General features: G+C 56.4%; 21 protein-coding genes and 1 tRNA gene. 10 read left to right on the plus strand and 12 right to left on the minus strand.

Annotated features, from left to right (window positions below; all coding sequences use genetic code 11):
- Nucleotides 1–12 precede the first annotated feature (12 nt).
- The 8 genes from CAP48_RS01295 to CAP48_RS01330 all read left to right on the plus strand — a co-directional run bounded on the left by CAP48_RS01295 (nucleotide 13) and on the right by CAP48_RS01330 (nucleotide 7641).
- Nucleotides 13–639 carry an outer membrane lipoprotein carrier protein LolA gene (locus CAP48_RS01295; protein ID WP_100694210.1) on the plus strand — a complete coding sequence of 209 codons (627 nt, stop codon included), beginning with the start codon at nucleotides 13–15 and terminating at the stop codon, nucleotides 637–639.
- A complete protein-coding gene (locus tag CAP48_RS01300; RefSeq protein ID WP_161495173.1) occupies nucleotides 623–2974 on the plus strand; it encodes an MMPL family transporter in 2352 nt (783 codons plus the stop codon). The genes CAP48_RS01295 and CAP48_RS01300 overlap by 17 nt, the downstream gene beginning before the upstream one ends.
- Before the next feature lie 14 nt (nucleotides 2975–2988).
- Nucleotides 2989–4245, plus strand: coding sequence for an NAD(P)/FAD-dependent oxidoreductase (locus tag CAP48_RS01305; RefSeq protein ID WP_100694212.1), 1257 nt, complete (start codon nucleotides 2989–2991; stop codon nucleotides 4243–4245).
- The gene (locus tag CAP48_RS01310; RefSeq protein ID WP_153045642.1) at nucleotides 4223–4819 is read left to right on the plus strand and encodes a hypothetical protein; all 597 of its coding nucleotides are present in this window, start codon (nucleotides 4223–4225) and stop codon (nucleotides 4817–4819) included. Before CAP48_RS01305 ends, CAP48_RS01310 begins: the two co-directional genes overlap by 23 nt.
- Nucleotides 4786–6012, plus strand: coding sequence for a beta-ketoacyl-ACP synthase (locus tag CAP48_RS01315; protein ID WP_242444285.1), 1227 nt, complete (start codon nucleotides 4786–4788; stop codon nucleotides 6010–6012). The genes CAP48_RS01310 and CAP48_RS01315 overlap by 34 nt, the downstream gene beginning before the upstream one ends.
- Entirely contained in the window at nucleotides 6012–6506 is a 495-nt protein-coding gene (locus CAP48_RS01320; RefSeq protein WP_100694215.1) for a hypothetical protein, read from the plus strand. Before CAP48_RS01315 ends, CAP48_RS01320 begins: the two co-directional genes overlap by 1 nt.
- Entirely contained in the window at nucleotides 6503–7234 is a 732-nt protein-coding gene (fabG, locus tag CAP48_RS01325; RefSeq protein ID WP_100694216.1) for a 3-oxoacyl-ACP reductase FabG, read from the plus strand. The genes CAP48_RS01320 and fabG overlap by 4 nt, the downstream gene beginning before the upstream one ends.
- A gap of 104 nt (nucleotides 7235–7338) precedes the next feature.
- A complete protein-coding gene (locus tag CAP48_RS01330; RefSeq protein WP_192871261.1) occupies nucleotides 7339–7641 on the plus strand; it encodes a hypothetical protein in 303 nt (100 codons plus the stop codon).
- Between the two features lie 9 nt (nucleotides 7642–7650).
- On the opposite strand, the gene CAP48_RS01335 is transcribed toward CAP48_RS01330, so the two are convergent.
- Together CAP48_RS01335 and CAP48_RS01340 are read right to left on the minus strand one after the other, a co-directional pair.
- Nucleotides 7651–8511 (minus strand): 4'-phosphopantetheinyl transferase superfamily protein, encoded by an 861-nt coding sequence (locus CAP48_RS01335; RefSeq protein WP_100694217.1) that lies wholly within the window; start codon nucleotides 8509–8511, stop codon nucleotides 7651–7653.
- Between the two features lie 102 nt (nucleotides 8512–8613).
- Entirely contained in the window at nucleotides 8614–9696 is a 1083-nt protein-coding gene (locus tag CAP48_RS01340) for an ornithine cyclodeaminase (protein WP_100694218.1), read from the minus strand.
- Between the two features lie 476 nt (nucleotides 9697–10172).
- Here CAP48_RS01340 and CAP48_RS01345 point away from each other — a divergent pair, with 476 nt between their 5' ends.
- A complete protein-coding gene (locus CAP48_RS01345; RefSeq protein ID WP_100694219.1) occupies nucleotides 10173–10592 on the plus strand; it encodes an Lrp/AsnC family transcriptional regulator in 420 nt (139 codons plus the stop codon).
- A gap of 516 nt (nucleotides 10593–11108) precedes the next feature.
- Entirely contained in the window at nucleotides 11109–12266 is a 1158-nt protein-coding gene (locus CAP48_RS01350; protein ID WP_369806318.1) for a PQQ-dependent sugar dehydrogenase, read from the plus strand.
- Nucleotides 12267–12431: 165 nt separating this feature from the next.
- Here the strand turns inward: CAP48_RS01350 and serA are convergent, their stop codons facing one another.
- The 10 genes from serA to CAP48_RS01400 all read right to left on the minus strand — a co-directional run bounded on the left by serA (nucleotide 12432) and on the right by CAP48_RS01400 (nucleotide 25899).
- The gene (gene serA, locus CAP48_RS01355; protein WP_100694220.1) at nucleotides 12432–13661 is read right to left on the minus strand and encodes a phosphoglycerate dehydrogenase; all 1230 of its coding nucleotides are present in this window, start codon (nucleotides 13659–13661) and stop codon (nucleotides 12432–12434) included.
- Nucleotides 13662–13892: 231 nt separating this feature from the next.
- Nucleotides 13893–18143, minus strand: a complete 4251-nt coding sequence (rpoC, locus tag CAP48_RS01360) for a DNA-directed RNA polymerase subunit beta' (protein WP_100694221.1) — start codon at nucleotides 18141–18143, stop codon at nucleotides 13893–13895.
- Entirely contained in the window at nucleotides 18140–22255 is a 4116-nt protein-coding gene (rpoB, locus tag CAP48_RS01365; protein ID WP_100694222.1) for a DNA-directed RNA polymerase subunit beta, read from the minus strand. Before rpoB ends, rpoC begins: the two co-directional genes overlap by 4 nt.
- A 186-nt stretch (nucleotides 22256–22441) precedes the next feature.
- The gene (gene rplL / locus CAP48_RS01370; protein WP_100694223.1) at nucleotides 22442–22822 is read right to left on the minus strand and encodes a 50S ribosomal protein L7/L12; all 381 of its coding nucleotides are present in this window, start codon (nucleotides 22820–22822) and stop codon (nucleotides 22442–22444) included.
- 77 nt (nucleotides 22823–22899) lie between these two features.
- On the minus strand, nucleotides 22900–23424 hold the full coding sequence (rplJ, locus tag CAP48_RS01375; RefSeq protein ID WP_100694224.1) for a 50S ribosomal protein L10: 525 nt from the start codon (nucleotides 23422–23424) through the stop codon (nucleotides 22900–22902).
- 244 nt (nucleotides 23425–23668) lie between these two features.
- Complete coding sequence (gene rplA / locus CAP48_RS01380) at nucleotides 23669–24364, minus strand: 50S ribosomal protein L1 (protein WP_100694225.1); 696 nt, start codon at nucleotides 24362–24364, stop codon at nucleotides 23669–23671.
- Nucleotides 24364–24798: a 50S ribosomal protein L11 gene (rplK, locus tag CAP48_RS01385; RefSeq protein WP_100694226.1), complete on the minus strand. Its 435-nt coding sequence runs from the start codon at nucleotides 24796–24798 to the stop codon at nucleotides 24364–24366. Before rplK ends, rplA begins: the two co-directional genes overlap by 1 nt.
- 66 nt (nucleotides 24799–24864) lie before the next feature.
- A complete protein-coding gene (gene nusG / locus CAP48_RS01390; protein ID WP_100694227.1) occupies nucleotides 24865–25398 on the minus strand; it encodes a transcription termination/antitermination protein NusG in 534 nt (177 codons plus the stop codon).
- Between the two features lie 10 nt (nucleotides 25399–25408).
- Complete coding sequence (gene secE, locus CAP48_RS01395; RefSeq protein ID WP_100694228.1) at nucleotides 25409–25789, minus strand: preprotein translocase subunit SecE; 381 nt, start codon at nucleotides 25787–25789, stop codon at nucleotides 25409–25411.
- A 34-nt stretch (nucleotides 25790–25823) separates the two neighbouring features.
- A tRNA-Trp gene (locus CAP48_RS01400) sits at nucleotides 25824–25899 on the minus strand.
- Nucleotides 25900–25938: the final 39 nt, after the last annotated feature.

Below are 25938 nucleotides of genomic sequence, written 5' to 3' on the forward strand. Positions count from 1 at the left end.
GCGAGTAACTCTATGTCTATCATCCGGTCCCTGTTATGTGTCTCACGCTTATCTCTTGTGCTGACCTTCAGTTTGCTGTGCAGCGCCGCACATGCCTTCACCCTGCCGGATCTGGAAAAGCAGCTGTCGGCCCACCAGACCGTACAGGGCGACGTGCAGCAAAAGCGGTTTCTGCGCTCACTGGAACAGCCGCTATTGAGCCGGGGTACATTTGTCATGGCGGCAGACAAGGGGCTGCTGTGGGAAACGCTAAGCCCCATCGCCAGCCTGATACGCATTACGCCGCAGGGAATGATGCAACAAGATGGGGCCGGGCATTGGCAACCCATGCGTCAGCAAGGAGCCGGCAGTCAGGCCCAGATCCGCCTTTTCATGGATGTGCTCTCGGGCAATACGCGCGCGCTTTCGGGACAATTTACGCAGCGGCTGCAGGGCGAGCCCGGGAACTGGACGCTGACGCTGGAGCCATCGTCGGCCGTGCTCAAGCAAATTTTCCGACACATTACCATTATGGGCGGCCAATCGATCAATCAGGTCACGCTGGCAGAAACGCAAGGCGACCGGACCGAGATCACGTTTTCGAATCTGCGTATCAACCAGCCGCTGCCCGCCGATGCCCAGCATGCGCTTGAACCCTGAACGCGCCTGGGCCTGGATTTATGCCCTCGGCTTGCTCGGGCTGTTGTTGTTCGCCGCCTGGCAATTGGCGTTCAGGCAACCGATACACACCGATCTGCTGACGCTGCTGCCGCCGGATGGCAAACAAAGCGAGGTTCAGGCCAAAGCACAGGACAATATCCGGCAGGCGCTGAACCGCCAGATTATCGTGCTGACCGGCGCTGCCGACCCGGCCACGGGCCTGGCCACTGCCCAACGGCAGGCGCAACAATGGCGCGCCAGCGCGCTGTTCCAGCGGGTGGATCTGCATGTCGGCGGCGACCTGGCCCAGTTGCGAGCCCAATTGCGCCATATGGATCAGGCTGGCCTGCCACCGCAATTGCGCGAGCAACTGGCCCGCGATCCGCAGGCCTGGTTCAGTGAGCGCGCCCGCCAAATTATGTCTCCGCTGGGGGACCAGGCTCTGGTGCCGCCCGACCAGGACTGGCTGGGGTTCACTTCCCGACTGTCAGACAAACTGCAATCGGCTTCTGCCGTTCACTACGATATCACCAGCAACACCATGCAGATCAACGCTGACGGGCGCCTCTGGTACGTGATGCGTGCGCAACTGGATCCGGCCGATGGCGCCGGACGTGACGAACAGTTGCTCGCGCTGATCGACCGCACCCGGCAACAGGCAGCGCAAGAGGACGTTCGGGTGCTGACAGCCGGTGGCGCTATTTACAGCGCCCAGGGTAAAACCGAAGGCGGCAAGGAAAGCACCTGGATGAGCGCGGTCGGCAGTACGCTTACTATCCTGTTTCTGCTGCTGATGTTTCGTTCGCCGCGCATTCTTTTGCTGGCGCTGCCGGTGGCCGCAGGTATTGGTGCCGGTTTTGCCGCTAGCATTGCCTTGCTCGGTTCGGTTCATATTCTCACGCTGATTATCGGCACCAGCCTGGTCGGACTGGTCGTGGATTTTCCGCTGCACTGGCTCAGCCACGCCACGCTTGATACGCGCTGGCAACCGTGGCAGGCGGTCCGCCGCGTATCGCGTCCGTTTATCGTCAGCCTGGCCGTGACCGTAACCGGTTACCTGTTCCTGCTGCTAACGCCCCTGCCGATCCTGCAGCAAACAGCAGTTTTTTCTTCCGCAGCTGTAATCAGCACATTTTTGTTTACGCGGCTATGGCTGCCGGCGCTGTTTCATCGCTGGCGGCCGCGCCCCACGCCCGGTCTGCCGCCGCTACTGGCGGGTCTGCGCCACGGCGTGCGCAGTACCGGCGACCGCATCCGGCATTCCCGTGTACTGGCCGCTTTGGTGCTGGTCATCGTCGGCAGTGGTTTATATCTGAGCAACTGGCAGGACGACATCCGTCACTGGGTGGGCACACCCGAGTCCTTGCTTAGCGAAGCGATCGAGGTGGCCCGCCTGACCGGACTGGAGCCCACCAGCCAGTATTTCATTGTGCAGGCCACCGATGAAGAGCGTTTGCTGCAAGCCGAAAAACACCTTGCCGCCGGGCTGGACACCCTGGTCGCGCAAGGCAAACTGCGCAATTACAGCGCCCTGATCCAATGGGTCAATCCGGCCAGCGAACAACAGGCGCTGGCTGTGACCCTTGACTCCCTGTCACGGCAACCCCAGGTCTGGGCAGCGCTGCGCGCCCTGGGTGTGCCCGACAGTGCCTTGCGGGCAGAACTGGATCAGCGACAAGCCCGCCCCGTGCTAACCATAGCGCAGTCGCTTAGCGGCCCCCTGGCTGAACCCTGGCAGGCCCTGTGGCTGGGACGCGACGAGCAGGGCCGCCCCAGCAGCATGGTCACGATGAACGGGCTGCATGACCCGGCCGTCTTGCCGGCGATCGCCCAGGACATGCCGGGGGTGACATTGGTCGACCAGCGCAGTCACATCAACGCCCTCTTTGCCCAGACTCGCCTGGAAGCGATCATCCTGAAGCTGCTGTCCTATACCGTCGGATTCCTCATTCTGTATCGCGTCTTCGGCACTCGCCCGGCCCTGCGCATTCTGCTGGTGCCGCTGTCGGCATCCGTCACCGTCATGAGCCTGTCTGGCCTCATCGGCATGCCCCTGAACCTGTTTTGCATTTTCGGACTGCTGCTGGTGACGGCAATCGGTATCGACTATGCGGTCTACGCGTATACCCCTACGCTGCCGCCAGAGGAAAAGACGGCCGGTATATTCATGACTTCGGTGACCACCATGATCACCTTTGGCCTGCTTTACTTTAGCGCCACGCCCGCCGTCTCTACCTTTGGCCTGAGCGTGGTGCTGGGGGTGCTTTGCAACGTCATATATACTTTCTGGTATATGCGATCGTTCCTGACGCCCCCATCCCGATCCGAACCCTGACGGAGCCTACACTTATGGAATCACACCACTTACCCGCGACGACAGACATCGCCATTATCGGCGCCGGGCCGTCCGGATCCGTTGCCGCCGCCTTGTTACGCCAGCAGGGCTGGCAGGTGTGCGTGCTTGAGCGCCAGCATTTTCCGCGCTTTTCTATCGGCGAGAGCCTGCTGCCCTATTGTATGGAAATCCTCAAGGAAGCCGGTCTGCTGCAAGTGGTCAATGAAGCTGGCTTTCAGATCAAAAACGGTGCCGCCTTCACCTGGGGCGAACGACAGGCCGTGATTGATTTTCGTGACAAATTCACTGCAGGACCGGGAACCACCTTTCAGGTAGAACGCGCCAAATTTGACCAGATTCTCATCCAGGAAGCGGCCAACAAAGGCGCCCAGGTCTATTTCGGCCACACCGTCACTCAGATGACGAGCACACAGGAGCACGCTACGCTGTCGGTTTCTACCGACCAGGGCCAGTCTTATACGCTACAGGCCCGTTTCGTGCTGGATGCCAGTGGCTATGGCCGGGTGCTGCCACGCCTGCTGAATCTGGAACAGCCATCGCCGTTCCCCATGCGAGAAGCCTGGTTTACCCACATTCAGGACAATATCAGCGATCCCGATTTCGACCGTGAAAAAATCGTCATCGCCACCCACCCCCACGACCGCGCCATCTGGATGTGGCTCATTCCATTCAGTCATGGCCGCTGCTCCATCGGCGTGGTGGGCGAACCCGACCGCTTGGCCATGAACGGACGCGAGCCGTTGCCGTTTTTGCAGGATATGGTCAATGAAATACCCCGCTTGCGACACCTGCTGGCCGATGCCAAATGGGATACGCCGGTCAATCCGCTGCGTGGCTATTCGGCCAACGTCACAACCCTGTATGGTCAGCGTTTTGCCCTGTTGGGCAACGCCGCCGAATTTCTCGACCCGGTATTTTCCTCCGGCGTTACCATCGCCATGCACTCAGCCAAACTGGCTACCACGCTGGTAGACAAGACGCTGCGCGGGCAGGCTGCAGACTGGCAACGGGATTTTTCCGATGCCCTGCGCGTGGGTATAGACACCTTCAGGACCTACGTGGCCGGTTGGTATGACTGCCGCTTTCAGGATGTTATATACTCCACACAAATTAATCAGGATATTCGGCGCATGATCGCTGCCATCCTGGCCGGGTATGCATGGGACACAAGCAACCCTTATGTTGAAAAATCAGAACGGCGCCTGCGGGCGCTGGCGGAGATATGTGGTGAAGCACAACTGGATACCTGAACGCAAGCTTGCGGGCGGCTGGCTGTGCCTGCTGCTGGTGCTGTTGCTCACCGGCTGCGCCGCCACGTCGATATTGCCCCGCCACTATCACGAGCCCGCACAGGTTCAATCCTACAAACTCGGTCTGGTCACGGCGCCCGGACAGACCGAGGACAGCCTGCTGGTCGTGCAGCCTGACGCGGGGGGCGCCAGCCGCTGGATCCAGACCAATCCGCTAGGGGCGCCACTGGCCCGCCTGTTGCTGCGCGACGGCGACTGGACGAACGACGGCTTTGCCCCGCCCAATCCGAGGGCCCGCCAGCTGTTCGAAGCCATCATTGCGGCACAGATCGGCAAGAAGCAATGGGCCAACGCCTATCCCGAAGTCGACATCACCCCGGTCAAAACCGGCGGCATGCGGAATGCCTATACATTCAGTCGTCATGGGCGCACGCTGTGGTCGCTGCAACTGCCCGCAACGCCCCATGACCAGGGTCGCCGGCAAACCGCCCCGCCTGTTTCAGATTCCGTCATCCATATTACCTTGCCGGATGACAGCCAATGGCAACTGACACCGATAGCCACAAGCCCATGAGAAGTTACCTGAGCCCGCCCGCCACTGTCAGCGCTTTGGGGCTGACCTTCGCCGAGACAATGCAGACACTGTTTGACGCCTGCGTATCGCCACTGGCTCCGGAAACCCAGTGGGTCCCCGGCAAAACACTTTATACCGGTCGCCCGGCAGCTGCCCCGCCTGCCCTGCCCGCCGGCACACCGGCGTACTTCGACACATACAACAACCGTCTGCTGTGGCATGCGGCGAGCCAGATGCAGGACACGATCGAGCGCGTTCGCGCAAAGTATGACGTCGAACGCATCGGCGTCATCATTGGCACGACCACCACAGGCGTGGACGACAACTACCCCGCCTTCCAGGCCTTTGCCCGCGATGGGCAGTGGGATCGGCAACTATACCGGCACGAACGCCAGCTATTGTCGGCACCCGCCGATTTCCTGGCCCACCATTTCGGCCTGGGCGGGCCGGTCTACAGCATTTCCACCGCCTGCACCTCAGGCGCAAGAGCCATTATCACGGCGCACCGGCTGCTTGCCAGCGGTTTATGCGATGCGGTCATCTGCGGCGGCGTCGATTCCCTGGCCCATCTGACCATCAACGGCTTCGATTCCCTGCAGGCCTTATCGGCCGGCATTGCCAACCCGTTTTCCCTTAACCGCGAAGGGATCAATATCGGCGAGGCTGCGGCCCTCTTTGTCATGACGCGCGAGGACGGCGACGGCCTGCCCCTGCTGGGCTTTGGCAACAGCGCCGACGCCTGGCATATGTCTTCGCCCGATCCGCAGGCCAAAGGCGCCATCCTGGCCATCCGCCAGGCCCTGGCAAATGCGCAGCTGCAGGCCCAGGACATCGGCTGGATCAATCTGCATGGTACGGCGACGGAACTGAACGACAGCATGGAAAGCCTCGCCCTGGCCCGCTGCTTTGAGCGTGGCGTGCCCTGCACCAGCACCAAGCCGCTGACCGGGCATACGCTGGGCGCGGCAGGCGCGCTGGAAGCCGCGCTGCTGTGGGGCGTGATCCATTCAGAGACCAACCCCACAGGCCGGTTGCCGGCGCAATTGTGGGATGGCCAGGTCGATCCCGCATTGCCCGCGATCGAGCTGACAGACCACCGCTCGCGATGGAAAAAGGAGCCGCGTATTGGTATGAGCCTGTCCTTTGCCTTTGGCGGCAATAATGCCGTGCTGATACTGGGAGAGGCGTCCTGATGCACACTCCCATTCGCCATCTTGCGCCTTTGCTGCCGCACGCCGGCAACATGATCCTGCTCGATGAGATCATCTCGTATTCCGACACGCAGCTACACGCTCTGGCCCGCATTGGCCCCGATCATCTGTTCCTGGATGCGGACGGGCGACTGCCGATGTACTGCGGCATTGAAATCATGGCGCAGGGCATTGCCGCACTGGCCGGTTGCCACGCCCGCGATGCGGGCCGCCCGCCAAGCCTGGGCTTTTTGCTCGGAAGCCGCCAGTTTGATATATTGCGTTCCTCTGTCGCACAGGGCAGCCTGCTGCATGTCCAGGTGCAAGCCTCCACGCGCGATGAGACCACAGGCTTCGGGGTCTTCGATTGCCGTCTGTCGTTGCTTGAGCAACCAGACAACACCGATCGGGCCGCCGCGCAAACGGTGGCCACGGGCCGGCTGAGCGTTTTCAGCCCGCCAGATATTGAACAATACATGCAGGAGCAAACGGCATGACCACCGCTCGTATTCTCGTTACCGGCTCCAGCCGGGGGATTGGCAAGGCCATCGCCCTGGACCTGGCGCAAGCCGGCTTTGATATCACGCTGCACTGCCGCCAGCGTTGGCAGGACGCGCAGGAAGTGGCCGGGCAAATCCGCGCCCTGGGCCGTGACGCCGACATCCTGCAATTTGACGTGTCTGATCGCCAGACCTGCCGACAAACGCTGCAGACTTACCTGGAAAACCATGATGCCTTCTATGGCGTTGTTCTGAATGCGGGTTTGACGCGAGACAATGCCTTCCCGGCCTTCACCGATGAAGACTGGGACCAGGTGCTGGACACTAACCTGGGCGGCTTCTATAACGTGCTTCACCCGCTCATCATGCCCATGATCCGTCGGCGCAAGCCCGGCCGCATTGTCTGCATGGCCTCGGTCTCGGGACTGATTGGCAACCGCGGGCAGGTCAACTACAGCGCGTCCAAGGCAGGCCTGATCGGTGCGGCCAAGGCGCTCGCCGTGGAGCTGGCAAAACGCCGCATCACCGTCAATTGCGTGGCGCCCGGCCTGATTGACACCGACATGCTGGATGTGCAGGTGCCCGTAGACGAGATCCTGAAATTGATACCGGCCCAGCGTGCCGGCAGCCCCGACGAAGTGGCAGCGGCCGTCACCTTCCTGATGTCGGACAAAGCCGGCTATATCACTCGCCAGGTGCTATCGGTAAATGGGGGCCTTTGCTGATGAAACGTGTGGTTGTCACAGGGATTGGCGGCATCACAGCACTGGGCAGCGACTGGCTCCGGATCCGGTAGGCCTTTGCCCAGAAACGCAGCGCCATATGCACGATGCCGCAATGGGATCGCTATACCGAACTGAACACGCGGCTGGCCGCCCCTGTGGCAGACTATCAGCACCCGGCCCACTGGGAGCGCAAGCAACTGCGCAGCCTTGGCCGGGTATCGCAACTGTGCGTGGATGCGGCCGAACGCACCCTGGCACGCGGAACGCGTATTTACGCAGAAATCGTCGGTTTCGACAGCAATTCGGACGGCGCGCATATTACGCGCCCCCAGTCCGACACCATGCACCGGGCCATGAGCCTGGCCATTGAAGACGCCAGCATTTGCTCGAAACGAAACGACGCTTGATGCCAGGTGTCAGGTCTCGATTGTCGGCATAACGCCAAAAGCGACAGGCTGCTCAAGCCTGAGCGGGCGAGCTTCACCGGGCACTGCCTCTGTCGCAAGGATTCGGAGGGGTGGCGCCTGTGTTGACCGGCTCTCACCGGACCATACTACCGCCATCATCCAGCTTGGACCGATCATGGCCGACAGTCCGTGCCACTGCCACTCACCCAGCCCCGTCAGGTGCCAGGACGGGTCCTGCCTGGCAGGTGCTCCAGACGGGGCGACACCTCTGCCACCCACGGCGCGTGCAACATCCATCGGCAACGCCCCGTCGACCATAGCCGTGGCTTTTACTGGCTCTGCATGGCGTGATGACCCCTGGCGCAGCCCCACCCGCAGCATGTCTGCCGGAAAGTCGCCGCCGACCGCCTTCACTAATGCTTCCTTGAGCGTCCACAGCCGGAAGAAAAATCGGGTCCGATCCTGTCCCTGCAGACGGTGCAACAGCAACTTCTCATCGTCATGGGCAATGAGTTTGGCCAGCGCCAGTTCATCAAGGGGCCGCAACCGCTCCAGGTCAACACCAATCTGCCCATGCAGCGCGGAGGCCGCCCACAGGGCATGGCCGGCACTATGCGACAGGCTTGATGATTGGCAGGGGCCACGCAAACGGCGCTGCAGGGCCCGGCTGACACGCCACTCATTAGCCTTGCGCGCGGCCAGACGTGCCGCCTGGCGGGCACGGTCCTCGGCGGTCAGCGCCTGCGGGTCGTACTCGACCTGCAACGCCGGGCCGGCAAACCACAGTTGCAGCAGCGCGGGCCTATCTGAAACGGAAAATGGCATGAATATCGCAAACGAAATGGCAATGACGCCATTGTACGTATTCATGCCATTTGCAGGTACTTCTTTGAAGTCTGATTTTAAAGGCTGGCTGCCTCATATTCGACTTATTTGGCGTGACAGTCGGCGCATTAGCCGGCCCCCTGACACTTAGGGCAGCGCGGCAACGGTTTCGACGTCGCGTTGAACCTGCCCGACGCCTAGATAGGAGAACAGGTCCTTGGCATCGGCAAGTTCAGGCACCAGCGAAATAGGCTGCATCTGCCCCAGTTTGCGAGCAGTGTCCCGCATGTAGACCAGCGCCGAGAAGTCTTCCAGCGCGAAACCGACAGAATCGAACAAAGTGATCTGTGTGTCGGCTTCACGACCCTTGGCCTGGCCTTGGAACACCTGCCACAAATGGCTGACGGGAAAATCGGGGGCCGCATTTTGCAGTTCCCCTTCCACGCGCGTTTGTGGTTCGAACTCTACGAACACGGTTGCCAGCGACAGAATGTCCGGGTGCAGCTCGGTTTTGCCCGGGCAATCGCCGCCCACCGCATTGATATGCATGCCGGGTTTGATCATTTCTGGTGTCAAAATGTGCGCGCGCGAATATTCAGCAGTTACCGTGGTCACAATGTCTGCACCCTGCACAGCATCAGCCACACTGTCGGCAATTTCAACCGTCATTCCAGTATGGCGCAGGTTATCAGCCAGCTTTTCGGAGGCTGCGCGATCAATATCGTAGACGCTCAGTTCCTGGATACCCAGCAGATAATGAAAGGCCAGCGCCTGAAATTCGCTCTGGCATCCATTGCCAATCAGGGCCATGCGACGGCTATCGCTGCGCGCCAGATATTTTGCGGCCAGCGCCGACATGGCGGCAGTGCGCAGCGCGGTCGTCAGCGTCAGTTCGCACAGCACATCGGGCTTGCCCGTGCTGTTGTCTACCAATGCGCCAAAAGCCAGCACCGTGGAGAGCCCTTCCGCAGGGTTATGCGGATGACAATTGACATACTTGAATGAATAATTCTGTTTATCAGCGATGGGCATCAGCTCCATCACACCATCCTGTACATACTTGGCAACCCGCGACGACTTGTCAAACTCGTCCCAGCGCAGGTAGTCAGAAAGGATAGAGTTCATCACGCCATCCAGGGTCTGCTTCATGCCCTGCTGCTGCACGATGCGCGCCACGTCCTGCGGACGGATCAGCCCGGTTGTCAGATTTAGCTGTTTCAGATTGCTCATATTATCTCCATTTATGTTTTGTCGGTTCCGATATCGGTTCCGATGCCAGTGTCCGATTACGCCCGCGCGCCTTTTCTATCGCGTGCCCCACGGTGACGGGCCATGTACCGGCTCTTGCCGCTGCTAGCGGACTTGGCCCGTATCCTTCCGTGCGCGCCTGTCCGTTTTTCCGGTCATAGTGCCCTCGCCATGACCGGCTGATCCATGGCGGCTGTTCCATGACGCCGGAGGCGATGAAGCCTGTCCAATGACACCTGGGCCATAGCACCGAGGCGATGCCGCCTGAAACATGACGCCGGGGTCAGCCCCTGGCCATTGACTGCAACGGGCCTCGTGTGCCGACTGTGTTGGTTACTGCCAAAGTTTCGTTTCTTCTAGTGTGCCGCAAAGTGACGGCAAAGCATATCGGCAATATTGAACACTTTTGGTGATTCTTTTGCCATAATGGCAGTTCAAAATGACTGAATGAGCAAAATATGGATTCCACAGACCAAGCGCTTATTTCTTTATTGCGCCAGAATGCCCGCTACGCGATCGCCGATCTGGCCAAAAAACTGGGATTGTCCCGCGGTACCATACGCAACCGCATGTTGCGCCTGGAAGACAGCGGCGTCATTATCGGCTACACGGTGCAACTGCGTCCGGACACGCAAGTGCAGACCATTCGTGCATGGATGAGCATCGCCATTGAAGGGAACATGAGCCGCCAGGTGATCGCCAGCCTGCTTGGTGAACCCTGCATTGTGGCCCTGCACGACACCAATGGCCGCTGGGACCTGCTGGCCGAACTGGAGGCCGGGTCGCTGGCTGAACTGGGCCAGGCACTGGAGCGTATCAGACTGATCCGCAACATCAGCAATTCGGAAACCAGCATCCACCTGAAGAGCTTTCGATAACGACATGCGCTTTGTTGCTGTTGTTGCTGTTGCTATTGCCATTACCGCGACAATTACAGTTGCAATTGCAATCGCCGCTGCCCCGTTGCCGATGGATTTTGCGGATTGGCGAATATGGAGGCCTGACAGTGAAAAGACAAGTTAACCGCTGAGCTGCTCTACCCAATGGCATGAGTGGGCTAGTGATGCCTCGCATTGCATTTGTTTTACACGCCGGCAAAGCAGTTCTCTGCCACGGTCGCACAGAACACTGATTTTCATTTGTGATAAGCATCTTCTGCCAGTTGCAGGTATATTCGTTTATATTCTAATCATCTACTCATTCAGCCAGTTGTCAACTTCAAGTTGAATCCGTCATTGCATGCGCTGGGCATCGCGCCGAACCTCAACGTGCGCAAGTGAGCGCCTATTGCCAATAGCCACCAGGAGATCCGTATGAAGTCAGCCGTACCTGTATCTTTGCACTTGCCATCCAACTCAGTGTCGATCACGCCTCGGACGACCAGCGTGGCGCTATTGCGCAGAACGATTACCAATATGGTGATGGCAGCCGCCGTTGTGACCGGCTTTTATGCTGCTACGGCAAAAGCGCAGACGACCCTGTCTGTCGGCGACAAAGCGCCCGTTGCCGAAAACATCACGACAGAAACACTGCTGACAGGACTGGATCACCCCTGGTCCATGGCATTTTTGCCGAAAGATGCCGGCATGCTTATTACCGAGCGCAGCGGCAACCTTAATTACCTGAAACCCGACAGCGACAAGCCCGTTGTCGTGGACGGCAGCCCCAAGGTCTGGGCCAAAGGCCAGGGCGGTTTGCTTGACGTGGTTCTTGCCCCTGATTTTGCCGAAACCCGCAACGTTTACCTCAGTTATGCCGAAGAAGGCAAAGATGGAAAAGCGGGAACTGCCGTCGGATTCGGTCAACTGACCCCTGACAATACCCGGCTTGAAAATTTCCAGGTGGTTTTCCGCCAGGAACCCAAACTGTCTGTGGGCAACCACTTTGGCTCGCGCATCATCTTCGATCGCAAGGGCTATATGTTCATCGCGCTGGGCGAAAATGACCAGCGCCCCACGTCCCAGGATCTGGACAAGCTGCAAGGGAAAATTGTTCGCTTGTTTGCTGACGGCCGTATTCCCCAGGACAACCCATTCGTGGGCAAACAAGGAGTACGGCCCGAGATCTGGTCGTATGGACATCGCAATCAACAGGGAGCGGCGCTCAATCCCTGGAGCGGCGCACTATGGACCAATGAACACGGCCCTCGCGGGGGCGATGAAGTCAATATCCCCGAGCCAGGCAAGAACTACGGCTGGCCGCTGGCTACTTTCGGCATCAACTATTCCGGGCAACCGATTCCGGAAGCCAAGGGGACTGAAGGCGCTGGCCTCACGCAGCCCATTTACGCGTGGAAAGTCTCGCCTGCGATCAGCGGCATGGCCTTTTACGACCATGACCGTTTCCCGTCATGGAAGCAAACGGTTTTCATTGGCGCCCTGGCGCAACAGCGTTTGCTGAATCTGAAGGTGGAAGGCGATGCGCTGAAAGATGAGCAGGTCATATTCGAAGGCGAGCGCATTCGTGATGTGAAAGTCAGCCCAGACGGTTATGTTTATGTCCTGACCGACACCGGCGATGGCAAGCTGATACGACTGGGCATGAAGGAATAAAGACCGGCGTACTCAGAAATAAAAACTCGGGCACTCTGGAATAAAAACTAGCGCACCATGAGATAAACGCCTGAACACACCGGCCTGGAAAAATTCAGGGCCCGGTGCAGCTTGGTGCTGTGCCGGGCCCTTTGCCAGCCTGCATCAGGCCGGCATACCGATTGATCAATACAGGACGCGTGTCTTGATGGTGCCTGGGATTGCCCTGAGCTGAACCAGCGCCTTGTCCACTTCAGGCGTTTCCACGTCGATCACCACATACCCGTTCTGCGGATCGGTCTGCAGGTACTGGCCGACAATGTTGACGCCATCTTGCTGGAATACCTGGTTGATTGCCGTGAGCACGCCGGGGCGGTTTTCGTGAATATGCAGGAAACGGCGAGCGCTCTTGTTCTCTGGCAGCGAGACTTCAGGGAAGTTCACCGCAGACAGCGTAGAGCCATTGTCGGAGTATTTGACCAGCTTGCTGGCTACTTCGATGCCAATGTTTTCCTGGGCTTCGGAAGTCGAACCACCGATATGCGGCGTCAGGATCACGTTATCGAACTTGCGCAGTGGAGAGACAAACTCTTCGTTGTTGGACTTGGGCTCGGACGGAAACACGTCAATGGCCGCGCCGGCGAGCCGCTTTTCTTCCAGCGCCTGGGCCAGCGCGTCAATATCGACTACCGTTCCACGCGATGCGTTGATAAGATGCGCGCCCACTTTCATTTGCGCAATGCGTTCTGCACTCATCAAATTTTTGGTGCTGTCATTTTCCGGTACATGCAGCGAAACCACATCTGAAATATTCAGCAGGTCGGTCAGCGAACTGACCATGCGCGCATTGCCCAGCGGCAGCTTGCTTTCGACATCATAGAAATAAATTTCCATACCCAGCGCTTCGGCAAGAACCGACAACTGAGTGCCGATATGACCATAGCCGACAATCCCCAGCTTCTTGCCACGGACCTCATGGCTGCCCGTGGCCGATTTGACCCATTCGCCACGATGCACTTCGGCATTGGCCGCCGGCACGCGACGCATCAGCAAAATCAGCTCGGCCAGAACCAATTCGGCGACAGAGCGCGTATTGGAAAATGGCGCATTAAATACCGGGACGCCCAGACGCTTGGCTTCCTGCAAGTCTACCTGGTTGGTACCGATACAGAAACAGCCGACGCCGACCAGTTTCCTGGCCGACTGCAGTACGTCTGCGGTCAGTTGCGTGCGCGAACGAATCCCCAAGAAATGAGCATCGGAGACGGCTTGCTTGAGCTGATCGCCTTCCAGTGCTTTTTTGTGATATTCGATATTGCTGTAGCCCGATGCGTGCAGCACATCCAGCGCATTCTGGTGAACGCCTTCGAGCAATACAATTTTGATTTTGTTTTTATCAAGGGACACTTTTTCCATGGGTTTCTTCGCTTAGACAGTTGGGTGTGGGGAGATTTATTGTATCGAAATGTGCTGGTGGCGTCTTGCAAACCCACCGAACATTTCAAATGTACTGCTTGCCGGCTTAAACAGAGGTGAATTTTCTCATGTCGTCATGAATTGTCGGCATAAAAAAGCGCCTTGCATCAGTGACGCAAGGCGCTTTGGGCTCCCGGCCGAAACCGGGATGACATCTGGCTACCTGTCTGCTTATTCGGCAGTGGGCGGCTCGTCGTCGGAGTTGGAACCCAAAGGTGCAAACACATTGTCCAGCGTAACCGGAGCAGACTCCTCGAAAGGATTCTCCTGGGCACGCACGGCAGCACGTTCGGCACGTTCGTTTTCCTCTTTGGCCTTGCGGGCCTGGTGGAACGACATACCGGTTCCGGCGGGGATCAGGCGACCCACGATCACGTTCTCTTTCAGACCGCGCAGTTCATCACGTTTACCCATGATGGCCGCTTCGGTCAGAACTCTTGTGGTTTCCTGGAAGGAAGCCGCAGAGATGAACGAATCGGTGGACAGCGACGCCTTGGTAATACCCAACAGAATGTTCTCATAGGTAGCCGGGATCTTATTATCGGCAACCACGCGATCATTCTCGTTAAGCAGTTCGGCACGCTCAACCTGTTCACCGGTGATGAACGAGGTATCACCCGCATCCACGATGTTCACACGACGCAGCATCTGACGAACGATCACTTCAATGTGCTTGTCATTGATTTTCACGCCCTGCAGACGGTACACGTCCTGCACTTCGTTGACGATGTATGTCGCCAGCTTCTCGATACCCTGCAGACGCAGAATATCGTGAGGATCAGCCGGACCATCTACAATCATCTCACCCTGGTTCACCACCTGGCCATCATGCACCAGCACCTGCTTCTCTTTCGGAATCAGGAATTCATGCACGGTGCCATCGGTCTCGGTAATGACCAGACGCTGCTTGCCCTTGGTATCCTTACCAAACGACACAGTACCTGTGACGTCTGCCAGCATACCGGCGTCTTTGGGCGAACGAGCTTCAAACAGCTCGGCCACACGCGGCAGACCCCCGGTAATATCGCGGGTTTTCTGTGATTCCTGCGGGATACGAGCCAGGATTTCCCCGATATTGACCTGCTGACCATCGCGTACGGTAATCAACGCACCGACCGGGAATGAAATATTCACGGAGTGATCGGTACCGGCGATTTTGACCTCTTCACCAGCCTCATTAACCAGCTTGATCTGCGGACGCATCAGCGTCTTGCCGCTACGCGATTTCGGTGTAATGACCACCAGCGTTGACAGGCCGGTCACTTCATCGAGCTGTCTGGCAACGGTTTGACCCTCTTCGATATTCTCGAAGCGGACCTCACCCGAGTACTCGGATACGATCGGACGGGTCAGCGGATCCCATGTAGCCAGACGGGTGCCGGCTTTGACACTATCGTTATCGCCAACCAGCACGGTTGCGCCATAAGGGATCTTGTGACGTTCGCGTTCGCGGTTGCTATCGTCAAAAATCACGATTTCACCGGAACGGGAAATAGCCACGCGTTCGTTCTTGGCGTTGGTCACATACCGCATCGAACCGGCAAAGCCAACGGTACCGGCAGACTTGGTATCAACCGAAGAGGCCATGGCCGCACGCGAGGCTGCGCCACCAATGTGGAACGTCCGCATGGTCAGCTGGGTACCCGGTTCACCAATAGACTGGGCCGCAATCACACCAACGGCTTCACCGGTGTTGACCATATTGCCGCGACCCAGGTCACGACCATAGCAGTGCGCGCAAAGCCCGTGGCGGGTCTCGCAGGTCAGCGGCGTACGGATCTTGACCTCGTCCACACCGATACGATCGATCAGTTCCACGGCATCCTCATCCAGCAGAGTGCCGGCCGCAATAGCGGTTTCCTGCGTATCAGGATTGACGATATCGGCAGCCGCAACACGACCCAGAATACGGTCATGCAATGGTTCGATAATCTCACCACCTTCTACCAGGGCTTTCATCAGATAGCCGTTGGTTGTGCCGCAATCGGTTTCGGTGATGACCAGATCCTGGGTCACGTCCACCAGACGACGAGTCAGGTAACCGGAGTTCGCCGTTTTCAGCGCGGTATCGGCCAGGCCTTTACGTGCACCGTGCGTGGAAATAAAGTACTGCAGTACGTTCAGACCTTCACGGAAGTTGGCGGTAATCGGCGTCTCGATGATCGAACCATCGGGCTTGGCCATCAGGCCCCGCATACCGGCCAACTGACGGATCTGCGCCGCTGAACCACGGGCGCCCGAGTCGGCCATCATGTAAATGGAGTTGAACGATTCCTGGCGGGCATTTTCGCCCAGACGGGTGACAACCGGCTCTGTCGCCAGCTGCTCCATCATGGCCTTGCCCACTTTATCGCCAGCCTTGCCCCAGATATCCACCACGTTGTTATAGCGCTCCTGCGAAGTCACCAGACCTGACGAATACTGCTTGTCGATCTCTTTGACTTCGTTGCTGGCCTGCGTCAGGATTTCCTGCTTCACAGTCGGAATGACCATATCACCCATGGCAATCGAAATACCGGCACGGGTGGCCAGGCGGAAACCGGCTTGCATCAACTTGTCAGCAAAAATCACGGTATCGCGCAGACCGCAGCGACGGAACGACTGGTTAATCAGGCGTGAAATTTCTTTCTTTTTCAGCGCACGATTGAGCACGCTGAACGGCAGTCCATTAGGCAGAATTTCCGACAGAATCGCACGGCCGGCAGTGGTTTCAAAGCGGCGCAGCACAGGCTGCCATTCACCCTGATCGTCTTTCTCGTACTCGTTCAGGCGCACAGTCACGCGTGACTGCAGCTCAACTTCACGATTGTCATAAGCACGGATCAGCTCGGCCAGATCGGCAAAGAACAGGCCTTCGCCCTTGCCGTTGATGCGTTCACGAGTCGCATAGTACAGACCCAGCACGATATCCTGGGAAGGTACGATGGAAGGCTCGCCGCTGGCAGGGAACAATACGTTGTTGGATGCCAGCATCAGCGTACGCGCTTCCAGCTGTGCTTCGAGCGACAGCGGTACGTGAACAGCCATCTGGTCACCGTCAAAGTCGGCGTTAAAGGCGGCACATACCAGTGGATGCAGCTGAATCGCCTTGCCTTCGATCAGGACCGGTTCGAAAGCCTGAATACCCAAACGGTGCAGCGTAGGCGCACGGTTGAGCATCACAGGGTGTTCACGAATCACTTCTTCCAGAATATCCCAGACTACAGGCTCGTGGGCTTCAACCAGTTTTTTCGCGGCCTTGATCGTGGTCGCCAGACCCATAATCTCAAGACGATTGAAAATAAATGGCTTGAACAGCTCCAGCGCCATCAGTTTGGGCAGACCGCATTGATGCAGTTTGAGCTGAGGGCCCACCACAATCACTGAACGACCGGAGTAGTCCACCCGTTTACCTAGCAGGTTCTGACGGAAACGACCGCTTTTACCCTTGATCATATCGGCCAGGGATTTGAGCTGGCGCTTGTTGGCGCCCGTCATGGCCTTGCCGCGACGACCGTTATCCAGCAGCGAATCGACCGATTCCTGCAACATACGTTTTTCGTTGCGCAGGATAATGTCCGGCGCCTTCAGTTCAATCAGGCGCTTAAGACGGTTATTACGGTTGATCACGCGACGGTACAGATCATTCAGGTCAGAGGTCGCAAAGCGGCCGCCATCCAGCGGCACCAGCGGACGCAAATCCGGTGGCAGCACGGGCAGCACTTCCATGACCATCCAGTCCGGCTTGATGCCGGATTTCTGGAAGCCTTCAATCACTTTCAGACGCTTGGAGATCTTTTTGATCTTGGCATCGGAACTGGTCGCCTTCAGTTCGGCGCGCAAAGACTCCGCCTCGCGATCGATGTCGATCGTGCGCAGCAGCTCACGCACGGCTTCAGCACCCATCAGGGCTGTGAAGTCGTCGCCGTACTCTTCGGTCTTGGCCAGGAAATCGTCGTCGGACATGATCTGACCACGCTTGAGCGGCGTCATGCCTGGTTCGATCACGCACCATGCTTCAAAGTACAGTACGCGTTCGATATCGCGCAGGGTCATGTCCAGCACCATGCCCAGACGGGATGGCAGGCTTTTCAGGAACCAGATATGCGCAACCGGGCTGGCCAGTTCAATGTGACCCATGCGTTCACGACGCACTTTAGTCACTGTCACTTCGACGCCGCATTTTTCGCAGATCACGCCACGATGTTTCAGGCGCTTGTATTTACCGCAAAGACATTCGTAATCTTTGATCGGGCCAAAGATCTTGGCGCAGAACAGACCATCACGTTCCGGCTTGAATGTCCGATAGTTGATGGTTTCTGGCTTTTTGACTTCGCCATAGGACCATGAACGGATTTTTTCAGGAGAGGCAATCCCAATCTTGATGGCATCGAACTGCTCATCCTGGGAAATCTGTTTGAATAAACCTAATAATCCCTTCATTCTTTACGCTCCAAATCCATGTCCAGTGACAGAGAGCGAATCTCTTTCACCAGCACGTTGAACGACTCAGGCATACCTGCGTCGATGACGTGATCGCCTTTAACAATGTTCTCATACACTTTGGTACGTCCGGCAATGTCATCCGATTTAACGGTCAGCATTTCCTGCAGCGTATACGAAGCACCATAGGCCTCAAGTGCCCACACCTCCATCTCACCGAAGCGCTGGCCACCAAACTGGGCTTTACCACCCAATGGCTGCTGCGTCACAAGAGAGTACGGACCCGTAGAACGCGCATGCATCTTATCGTCCACCAGGTGATGCAGTTTCAGATAATGCATATAGCCGATCGTGACGGGACGCTCGAAGCGCTCGCCAGTACGGCCATCGAACAGGTAAGCCTGGGTGCGAGAGTCGGTCAGTTGCAGACTTTCTTTCACATCATCAGGATAGGCCAGTTCCAGCATACTGGTAATCTCTTCTTCGGTAGCGCCATCGAACACAGGCGTTGCCAGCGGCACACCGTTTTGCAGATTGCGTGCCATTTCAATGATCTGATCGTCGGTCAACACATCAATCTGCGCCTTGGCGCCAGTCGTGTTGTACACCTTGTTCAGGTACTCGCGGATTTGACTCGCCTGGACCGCACGCTCATCTTTCATCAGATCGGCAATCCGGTGGCCCACACCTTTGGCAGCCCAGCCCAAATGCACTTCCAGCACCTGACCCACGTTCATCCGTGACGGAACGCCCAGCGGGTTCAGTACGATGTCTGCGGGCGTGCCGTCAGCCATGTGAGGCATGTCTTCCACGGGTGTAATACGCGATACCACACCTTTGTTACCGTGACGGCCGGCCATTTTGTCACCAGGCTGCAAACGACGCTTCACGGCCAGGTAGACCTTGATCATTTTGAGCACGCCTGGAGGCAGCTCATCGCCCTGCGTCAGTTTCTTGCGCTTCTCTTCGAAGGCCAGATCAAACTCATGGCGTTTCTGCTCGACCGATTCCTTGGTCTGTTCCAGGGCCACTGCAGCACCTTCGTCAGACAGGCGGATATCGAACCAGTGCCAGCGCTCTACGCCGTCCAGGTATTCCTCGGTAATCACAGAGCCTTTTGGCAGGCGGTTCGGACCACCATTGACCGTCTTACCGATCAGCAGCTTGCGGATACGATCAAAGGTGTCGTTCTCAACAATACGCAACTGGTCATTCAGATCTTGACGGTAGCGGCTCAGTTCATCATTAATGATGGATTCGGCACGCTTGTCGCGAGGCACGCCTTCACGGGTAAAGACCTGAACATCAATCACGGTACCGACCATGCCCGAAGGCACGCGCAGCGACGTGTCTTTTACGTCTGAGGCTTTTTCACCGAAAATCGCACGCAGCAGTTTTTCTTCCGGCGTCAGTTGGGTCTCGCCTTTTGGCGTGACTTTACCGACCAGAACATCATCGGCGCGCACTTCTGCACCAATATGCACAATACCAGACTCGTCAAGACGGTTCAGCTGGGTTTCTGCCAGATTGCTGATGTCGCGTGTGATTTCCTCGTTACCCAGTTTGGTATCACGGGCAACCACGGTCAGCTCTTCGATATGGATAGACGTATAACGATCATCCGCCACCACTTTTTCGGAAATCAGGATCGAATCCTCAAAGTTGTAGCCATTCCACGGCATGAACGCGATCAGCATGTTCTGGCCCAGTGCCAGTTCGCCCAGGTCAGTGGACGCACCATCGGCCAGTACGTCGCCGCGAGCAACGTGATCACCACGCTTGACGATAGGACGCTGGTTGATGTTGGTGTTCTGGTTCGAACGCGTGTACTTGATCAGGTTGTAGATGTCCACACCCACTTCACCGGCCTGGTTTTCGTCGTCATTGACACGAATCACCACGCGATCGGCATCAACATGATCGACGATACCACCCCGTTTTGCCTGCACTGTCGTACCGGAGTCAACCGCCACAGTACGTTCAATACCCGTACCCACCAGCGGTTTTTCAGGACGCAGACACGGTACGGCCTGGCGTTGCATGTTGGCGCCCATCAGTGCCCGGTTGGCGTCATCGTGTTCCAGGAACGGAATCAGCGAGGCGGCAACAGAAACAATCTGGGATGGCGCCACGTCCATGTAATGCACATTTTCAGGCGCAGTCAGCATGGTTTCACCGGCTTCACGGCAAGCGATCAGATCATCCTGGAAGCGACCTTCTTCGTCCAGCACCGCGTTGGCCTGGGCGATCACATAGTGGCTTTCCTCAATGGCTGACAAATACTCGATCTGGTCACTGACCTTACCGTCTATAATCTTGCGGTAAGGGGTTTCCAGGAAACCGTAATCGTTCAGACGGGCATACAGCGCCATGGAGTTGATCAGACCAATGTTCGGACCCTCTGGCGTTTCGATCGGACACACACGACCATAGTGCGTCGGATGCACATCCCGAACCTCAAAGCCGGCTCGCTCACGCGTCAGACCACCCGGGCCCAATGCAGATACACGACGCTTGTGCGTAATCTCGGACAGCGGATTGGTCTGATCCATGAACTGCGACAACTGGCTGGAACCGAAAAACTCCTTGATGGCAGCCGAAATCGGCTTGGAGTTGATCAAGTCATGCGGCATCAGGTTATCGGCTTCAGCCTGACCCAGACGCTCCTTGACAGCACGCTCAACGCGCACCAGGCCGGCACGGAATTGATTCTCGGCCAGTTCGCCTACGCAGCGCACGCGACGGTTACCCAGGTGATCGATATCGTCAATCACACCCTGGCCGTTACGCAGCCCCACCAGTACTTTGATGGTTTCAAGAATGTCTTCGTCGGTCAGCGTCATCGGGCCAGTGATATCGTCGCCACGACCCAAACGGCTGTTGACCTTCATACGACCAACACGCGACAGATCATAGGATTCTTCGCTGTAGAACAGACGCTGGAACAATGCTTCGACCGCTTCTTCGGTTGGTGGCTCGCCCGGACGCATCATCCGGTAAATCGCGACACGCGCAGCCATCTGGTCAGCCGTTTCGTCTGTGCGCAGAGTCAGTGAAATAAACGCACCACGATCCAGTTCATTGGTGAAAATGGTCTGGATCTCACGCACGTTCGCATCACGGATCTTGGTCAGCAGCGATTCGGTGATCTCATCATTGGCATTGGCAATCACTTCGCCTGTGTCCGCACTGATCACGTTCTTGGCCAGTACGCGGCCAATCAGATAATCTTCAGGCACGGAAATGCGTTCGATCTTGGCATTGGCCAGTTCGCGCAGGTGCTTGCTGTTGATACGCTTGTCTTTTTCGACCAGCACATTGCCGTTCTTGTCAGCAATATCGAAACGGGCAACTTCGCCCTTCCAGCGTTCGGGCACCATTTGCATCAGCGCGCCTTCGGATTTGACATCGAAATGATCAAATTCGTAGAAATGCGCCAGAATGGTTTCCGGTGTCAGGCCAATAGCCTTGAGCAAAATGGTAACTGGCATCTTGCGGCGACGGTCAATACGGAAGAACAACACGTCCTTCGGATCGAACTCAAAGTCAAGCCACGAGCCGCGATAGGGAATTACGCGGGCAGAAAACAACAGTTTGCCCGAGCTGTGCGTTTTACCACGATCGTGTTCGAAGAACACGCCGGGAGAACGATGCAGTTGTGATACGATTACACGCTCAGTACCGTTGATAACGAAAGAACCGGTGTCTGTCATCAGGGGAATTTCACCCATGTAGACTTCCTGTTCCTTGATTTCTTTCACGGTAGGTTTGCTGACTTCACGGTCCATCAGAACCAGTTTGACTTTGGCGCGTAGCGGTGAGGCAAAGGTCAGTCCACGCAACTGGCACTCTTTGACGTCAAACACGGGTTCGCCCAGCGCGTAGCTGTCGAACTCCAGCCTCGCCATGCCATTGTGGCTGACGATCGGAAAAATGGATTTAAACGCCGCCTGCAGACCTTCGTCTTTGCGCTGGTTTGAAAAAACCGACTGTTGCAGAAAAGTACGGTAGGAATGTAATTGTGTAGCTAACAGATAAGGTACGTCCTGGACATCTTCGCGTTTTGCGAAGCTTTTACGGATACGCTTTCGTTCTGTGTACGAGTAAGGCATGAGCACTCCGACTCGAGAGGGTTGTAAGAATTATGGGGTTGTCCATAATCCATGGGGTTTTACGACTCCACGAAAAACGCCTTCTTTCAATTTATTCTGTCGCTAAGACAGTGAAAAGGTCGTCTTTCCTAGAAACGCAAAAACCCGGAGGTGGCAAAAGCCACTCCGGGTATCATCGTAAGATGATTACTTGAGTTCAGCTTTAGCGCCGGCGTCTTCAAGTTTTTTCTGCGCTTCTTCAGCTTCAGCTTTAGAAACACCTTCTTTAACTGGTTTTGGTGCACCGTCAACCAGATCTTTCGCTTCTTTCAGGCCAAGACCTGTCAGTTCGCGAACGGCTTTAATGACGTTCACTTTCTGAGCACCGGTTTCAGTCAGAACGACTGAGAACTCAGTTTGTTCAGCGGCAGCAGCAGCTTCGCCACCGGCTGCAGGAGCAGCAACAGCAACAGCGGCAGCAGCAGCTGACACACCGAATTTTTCTTCCATTTCTTTGATCAGCTCAGACAGTTCCAGCACAGACATGCCGGCGATAGCGTCGAGGATTTCTGCTTTGTTTAAAGCCATTTTAGAACTCCGAATAAATTTAAATAATTGCCAGGGTTTTGTATCGCTTAGTCTTTAAAAAAGAACCAACAGGTGCCTTAAGCGGCTTCCTTCTGATCGCGCACGGCAGCAAGGCCACGAACGAACTTGGTTGGAACTTCATTAAGCGTACGCACAAATTGTGTAACAGGTGCCTGCATGGTACCCAACAGTTTGGACAACAGCTCTTCGCGAGAAGGCATGGTGGCCAGGGCTTTAACGCCGTTGGAATCAAGGAGGCTGCCGGGAAGGGAGCCGCCCTTGAGTACGATCTTGTCATTCGTTTTGGCAAATGTAGACAGTACTTTTGATGCAGAAACAGGATCTTCACTGATCGCATAGATCAATGGACCCGTCAGTTGATCAGACAAGCCTTCGAAAGGCGTGCCATCGATCGCACGACGGACCAGCGTGTTCTTGAGAACACGCAGATAAACACCTGATTCACGTGCAGATTTGCGCAATACGGTGACAGAAGCAACGTCAATACCACGGTACTCAGCAACAATAATGGATTGTGCATTCGCTACTTGAGCGGATACTTCCTCGATTACTGCCGCTTTCTCATTACGATTGAGACTCACGGTTTGATCACTCCATCTAAAGACGCGGCTGGGAACAGTTCCCAATTGCGTCAACCATATGCGGCGTACCTCTGGTCGAGCTCTGCTAAGAATTCTTCCATGGGACGCCGTCTACGCAGGATCCGGAAGAACCTCTCCGGTTTTAAGCCGCCCTCCTCTGTCACAACGTAACAAAAAGGGCCGCTCCAGCGGTCTTTGACAGCAATGCCTGATGCGCGATCAGGCACAGCCCAAAGTTCTGTTATCAGGCTGCCAGAGAGGCAACCTCGATTTTCGCTCCACCACCCATTGTGGATGAAACGGCCAGCTTGCGCAGGTAAACGCCTTTTGACGTAGCCGGACGGGCTTTGTTCAGGGCTTCAACCAGCGCAGCCAGGTTTGACTGTAGCTTTTCAACGTCGAAAGACGCACGACCGATAGTGGCGTGAATGATACCTGCCTTGTCGGTACGGTACTGAACCTGACCGGCCTTGGCGTTTTTCACTGCCGTGACCACGTCTGGTGTCACGGTACCCACTTTAGGGTTAGGCATCAGGCCACGAGGGCCCAGAATCTGACCCAGTGTACCGACGATACGCATTGTGTCGGGAGACGCGATGACAATATCAAAGTTGAACTGGCCAGCCTTGATCTGCTCTGCGAGGTCTTCCATGCCAACGATATCGGCGCCGGCCGCCTTGGCGGCTTCGGCTTTCTCGCCCTGGGCAAATACAGCCACACGAACGGATTTACCGGTACCCGCAGGCAGTACAACAGAACCGCGAACCAATTGGTCGGATTTCTTGGGATCAATACCCAGCTGAACGGCCACGTCGATAGACTCATCGAACTTGGCCGTTGCTGTTTCCTTGACCAACGTCAGGGCTTCAGCAACAGGATACAGCTTGGTGCGATCGATTTTGGAAGCAATAGCTGCCGCGCGTTTGGATACTTTAGCCATTAGTTCACTCCTTCAACCGTAATACCCATGCTGCGGGCACTGCCGGCAATCGTACGTACTGCTGCATCAAGATCGGCAGCGGTCAGGTCTGGTTCTTTTGATTTTGCGATCTCTTCAGCCTGAGCACGTGTCAGCGTGCCAACTTTGTCCGCGTGCGGACGTGCTGAACCTTTCTGGATGCCGGCAGCTTTCTTGATCAGAATCGTGGCCGGCGGCGTTTTCATGATAAATGTAAAAGATTTATCAGCAAACGCAGTGATCACAACTGGAATTGGCAGACCGGGCTCCACGCCTTGAGTCTTGGCATTGAATGCCTTGCAAAACTCCATGATATTCAGACCACGCTGACCCAGCGCAGGACCGATTGGGGGTGATGGGTTGGCTTTCCCTGCAGGCACCTGCAGTTTAATAAAGCCGACGATTTTCTTCGCCATGCTATGCTCCTTACGGGTTCAATCGCGGCTTGGCGCCGCTCCCCGGGGTTAATGAAAGGGTATTGTTCAGGTTTTTTCGACCTGACTGAAATCCAGTTCTACAGGGGTGGCACGACCAAAAATGGTCACATTGACACGCACCTTGCTTTTCTCGTAATTGACTTCTTCCACGTTGCCGTTAAAGTCGGCAAACGGACCTTCCTTGACGCGCAGCATTTCGCCCACTTCAAAGAGGATTTTCGGACGGGGTTTCTCAACACCTTCTTCCATCTGGGAAAGAATCTTTTCTACTTCTTTCTCGGAAATTGGTGCCGGACGGTTACCCGATCCACCCAAAAACCCAGTCACACGACTCGTGTTCTTGACCAGGTGCCAGGTCTCGTCTGTCAGATCCATTTCAACCAGCACATAGCCAGGAAAGATCCGACGTTCAGTAATGGCCTTCTGCCCGCCGCGCATCTCGATCACTTCTTCGGAAGGAACCAGAATGCGGCCAAATGACGTCTGCAGGCCAGCCCGCTCGATACGCTCGAGAAGGGCTTTATGAACACTTTTTTCCATGCCAGAAAAGACATGCACAACGTACCAACGTTTACTCATCGCCTGTCCTTTAATTCCAGCCTAAAAACACGCCGTAAATAATCCACTCAATCAGTTTGTCAACAAGCCACAGGAAAATGGCCATGACAATGACAAAGGCAAACACAATCCCGGTCATCTGAATCGTTTCGGCACGTGTTGGCCAAACCACTCGCTTCAGTTCCGAATAGGCGCCTGTCCCGAAATCGACCAGGCGACGTCCTGCCTCGCTGAACCAGAAAATTAAAGCAGCAACAACCAGACTACCGACAAACATGCCCACACGCGCATAGATATTCATATCGGAAAAATATGAATACGCAAAAATGCCGGCGGCAATAATAATCACCGCCAGTACGATCTTATACTTGTCTGACGGTGTTGTTACGGTTTCTACACTGCTATTTGACATGTTAAATTGAGCTGTTTACAGCCCCACAAATGGGTGGCAGGGGCAGTAGGAATCGAACCTACAACCTTCGGTTTTGGAGACCGACGCTCTGCCAATTGAGCTATACCCCTGTAAACCTGTCTTCTGCGCGGTTCAGAAGCGGAGGGTAG

This window comes from Advenella sp. S44 (genome assembly GCF_002810445.1).
Lineage (GTDB): Bacteria > Pseudomonadota > Gammaproteobacteria > Burkholderiales > Burkholderiaceae_B > Advenella.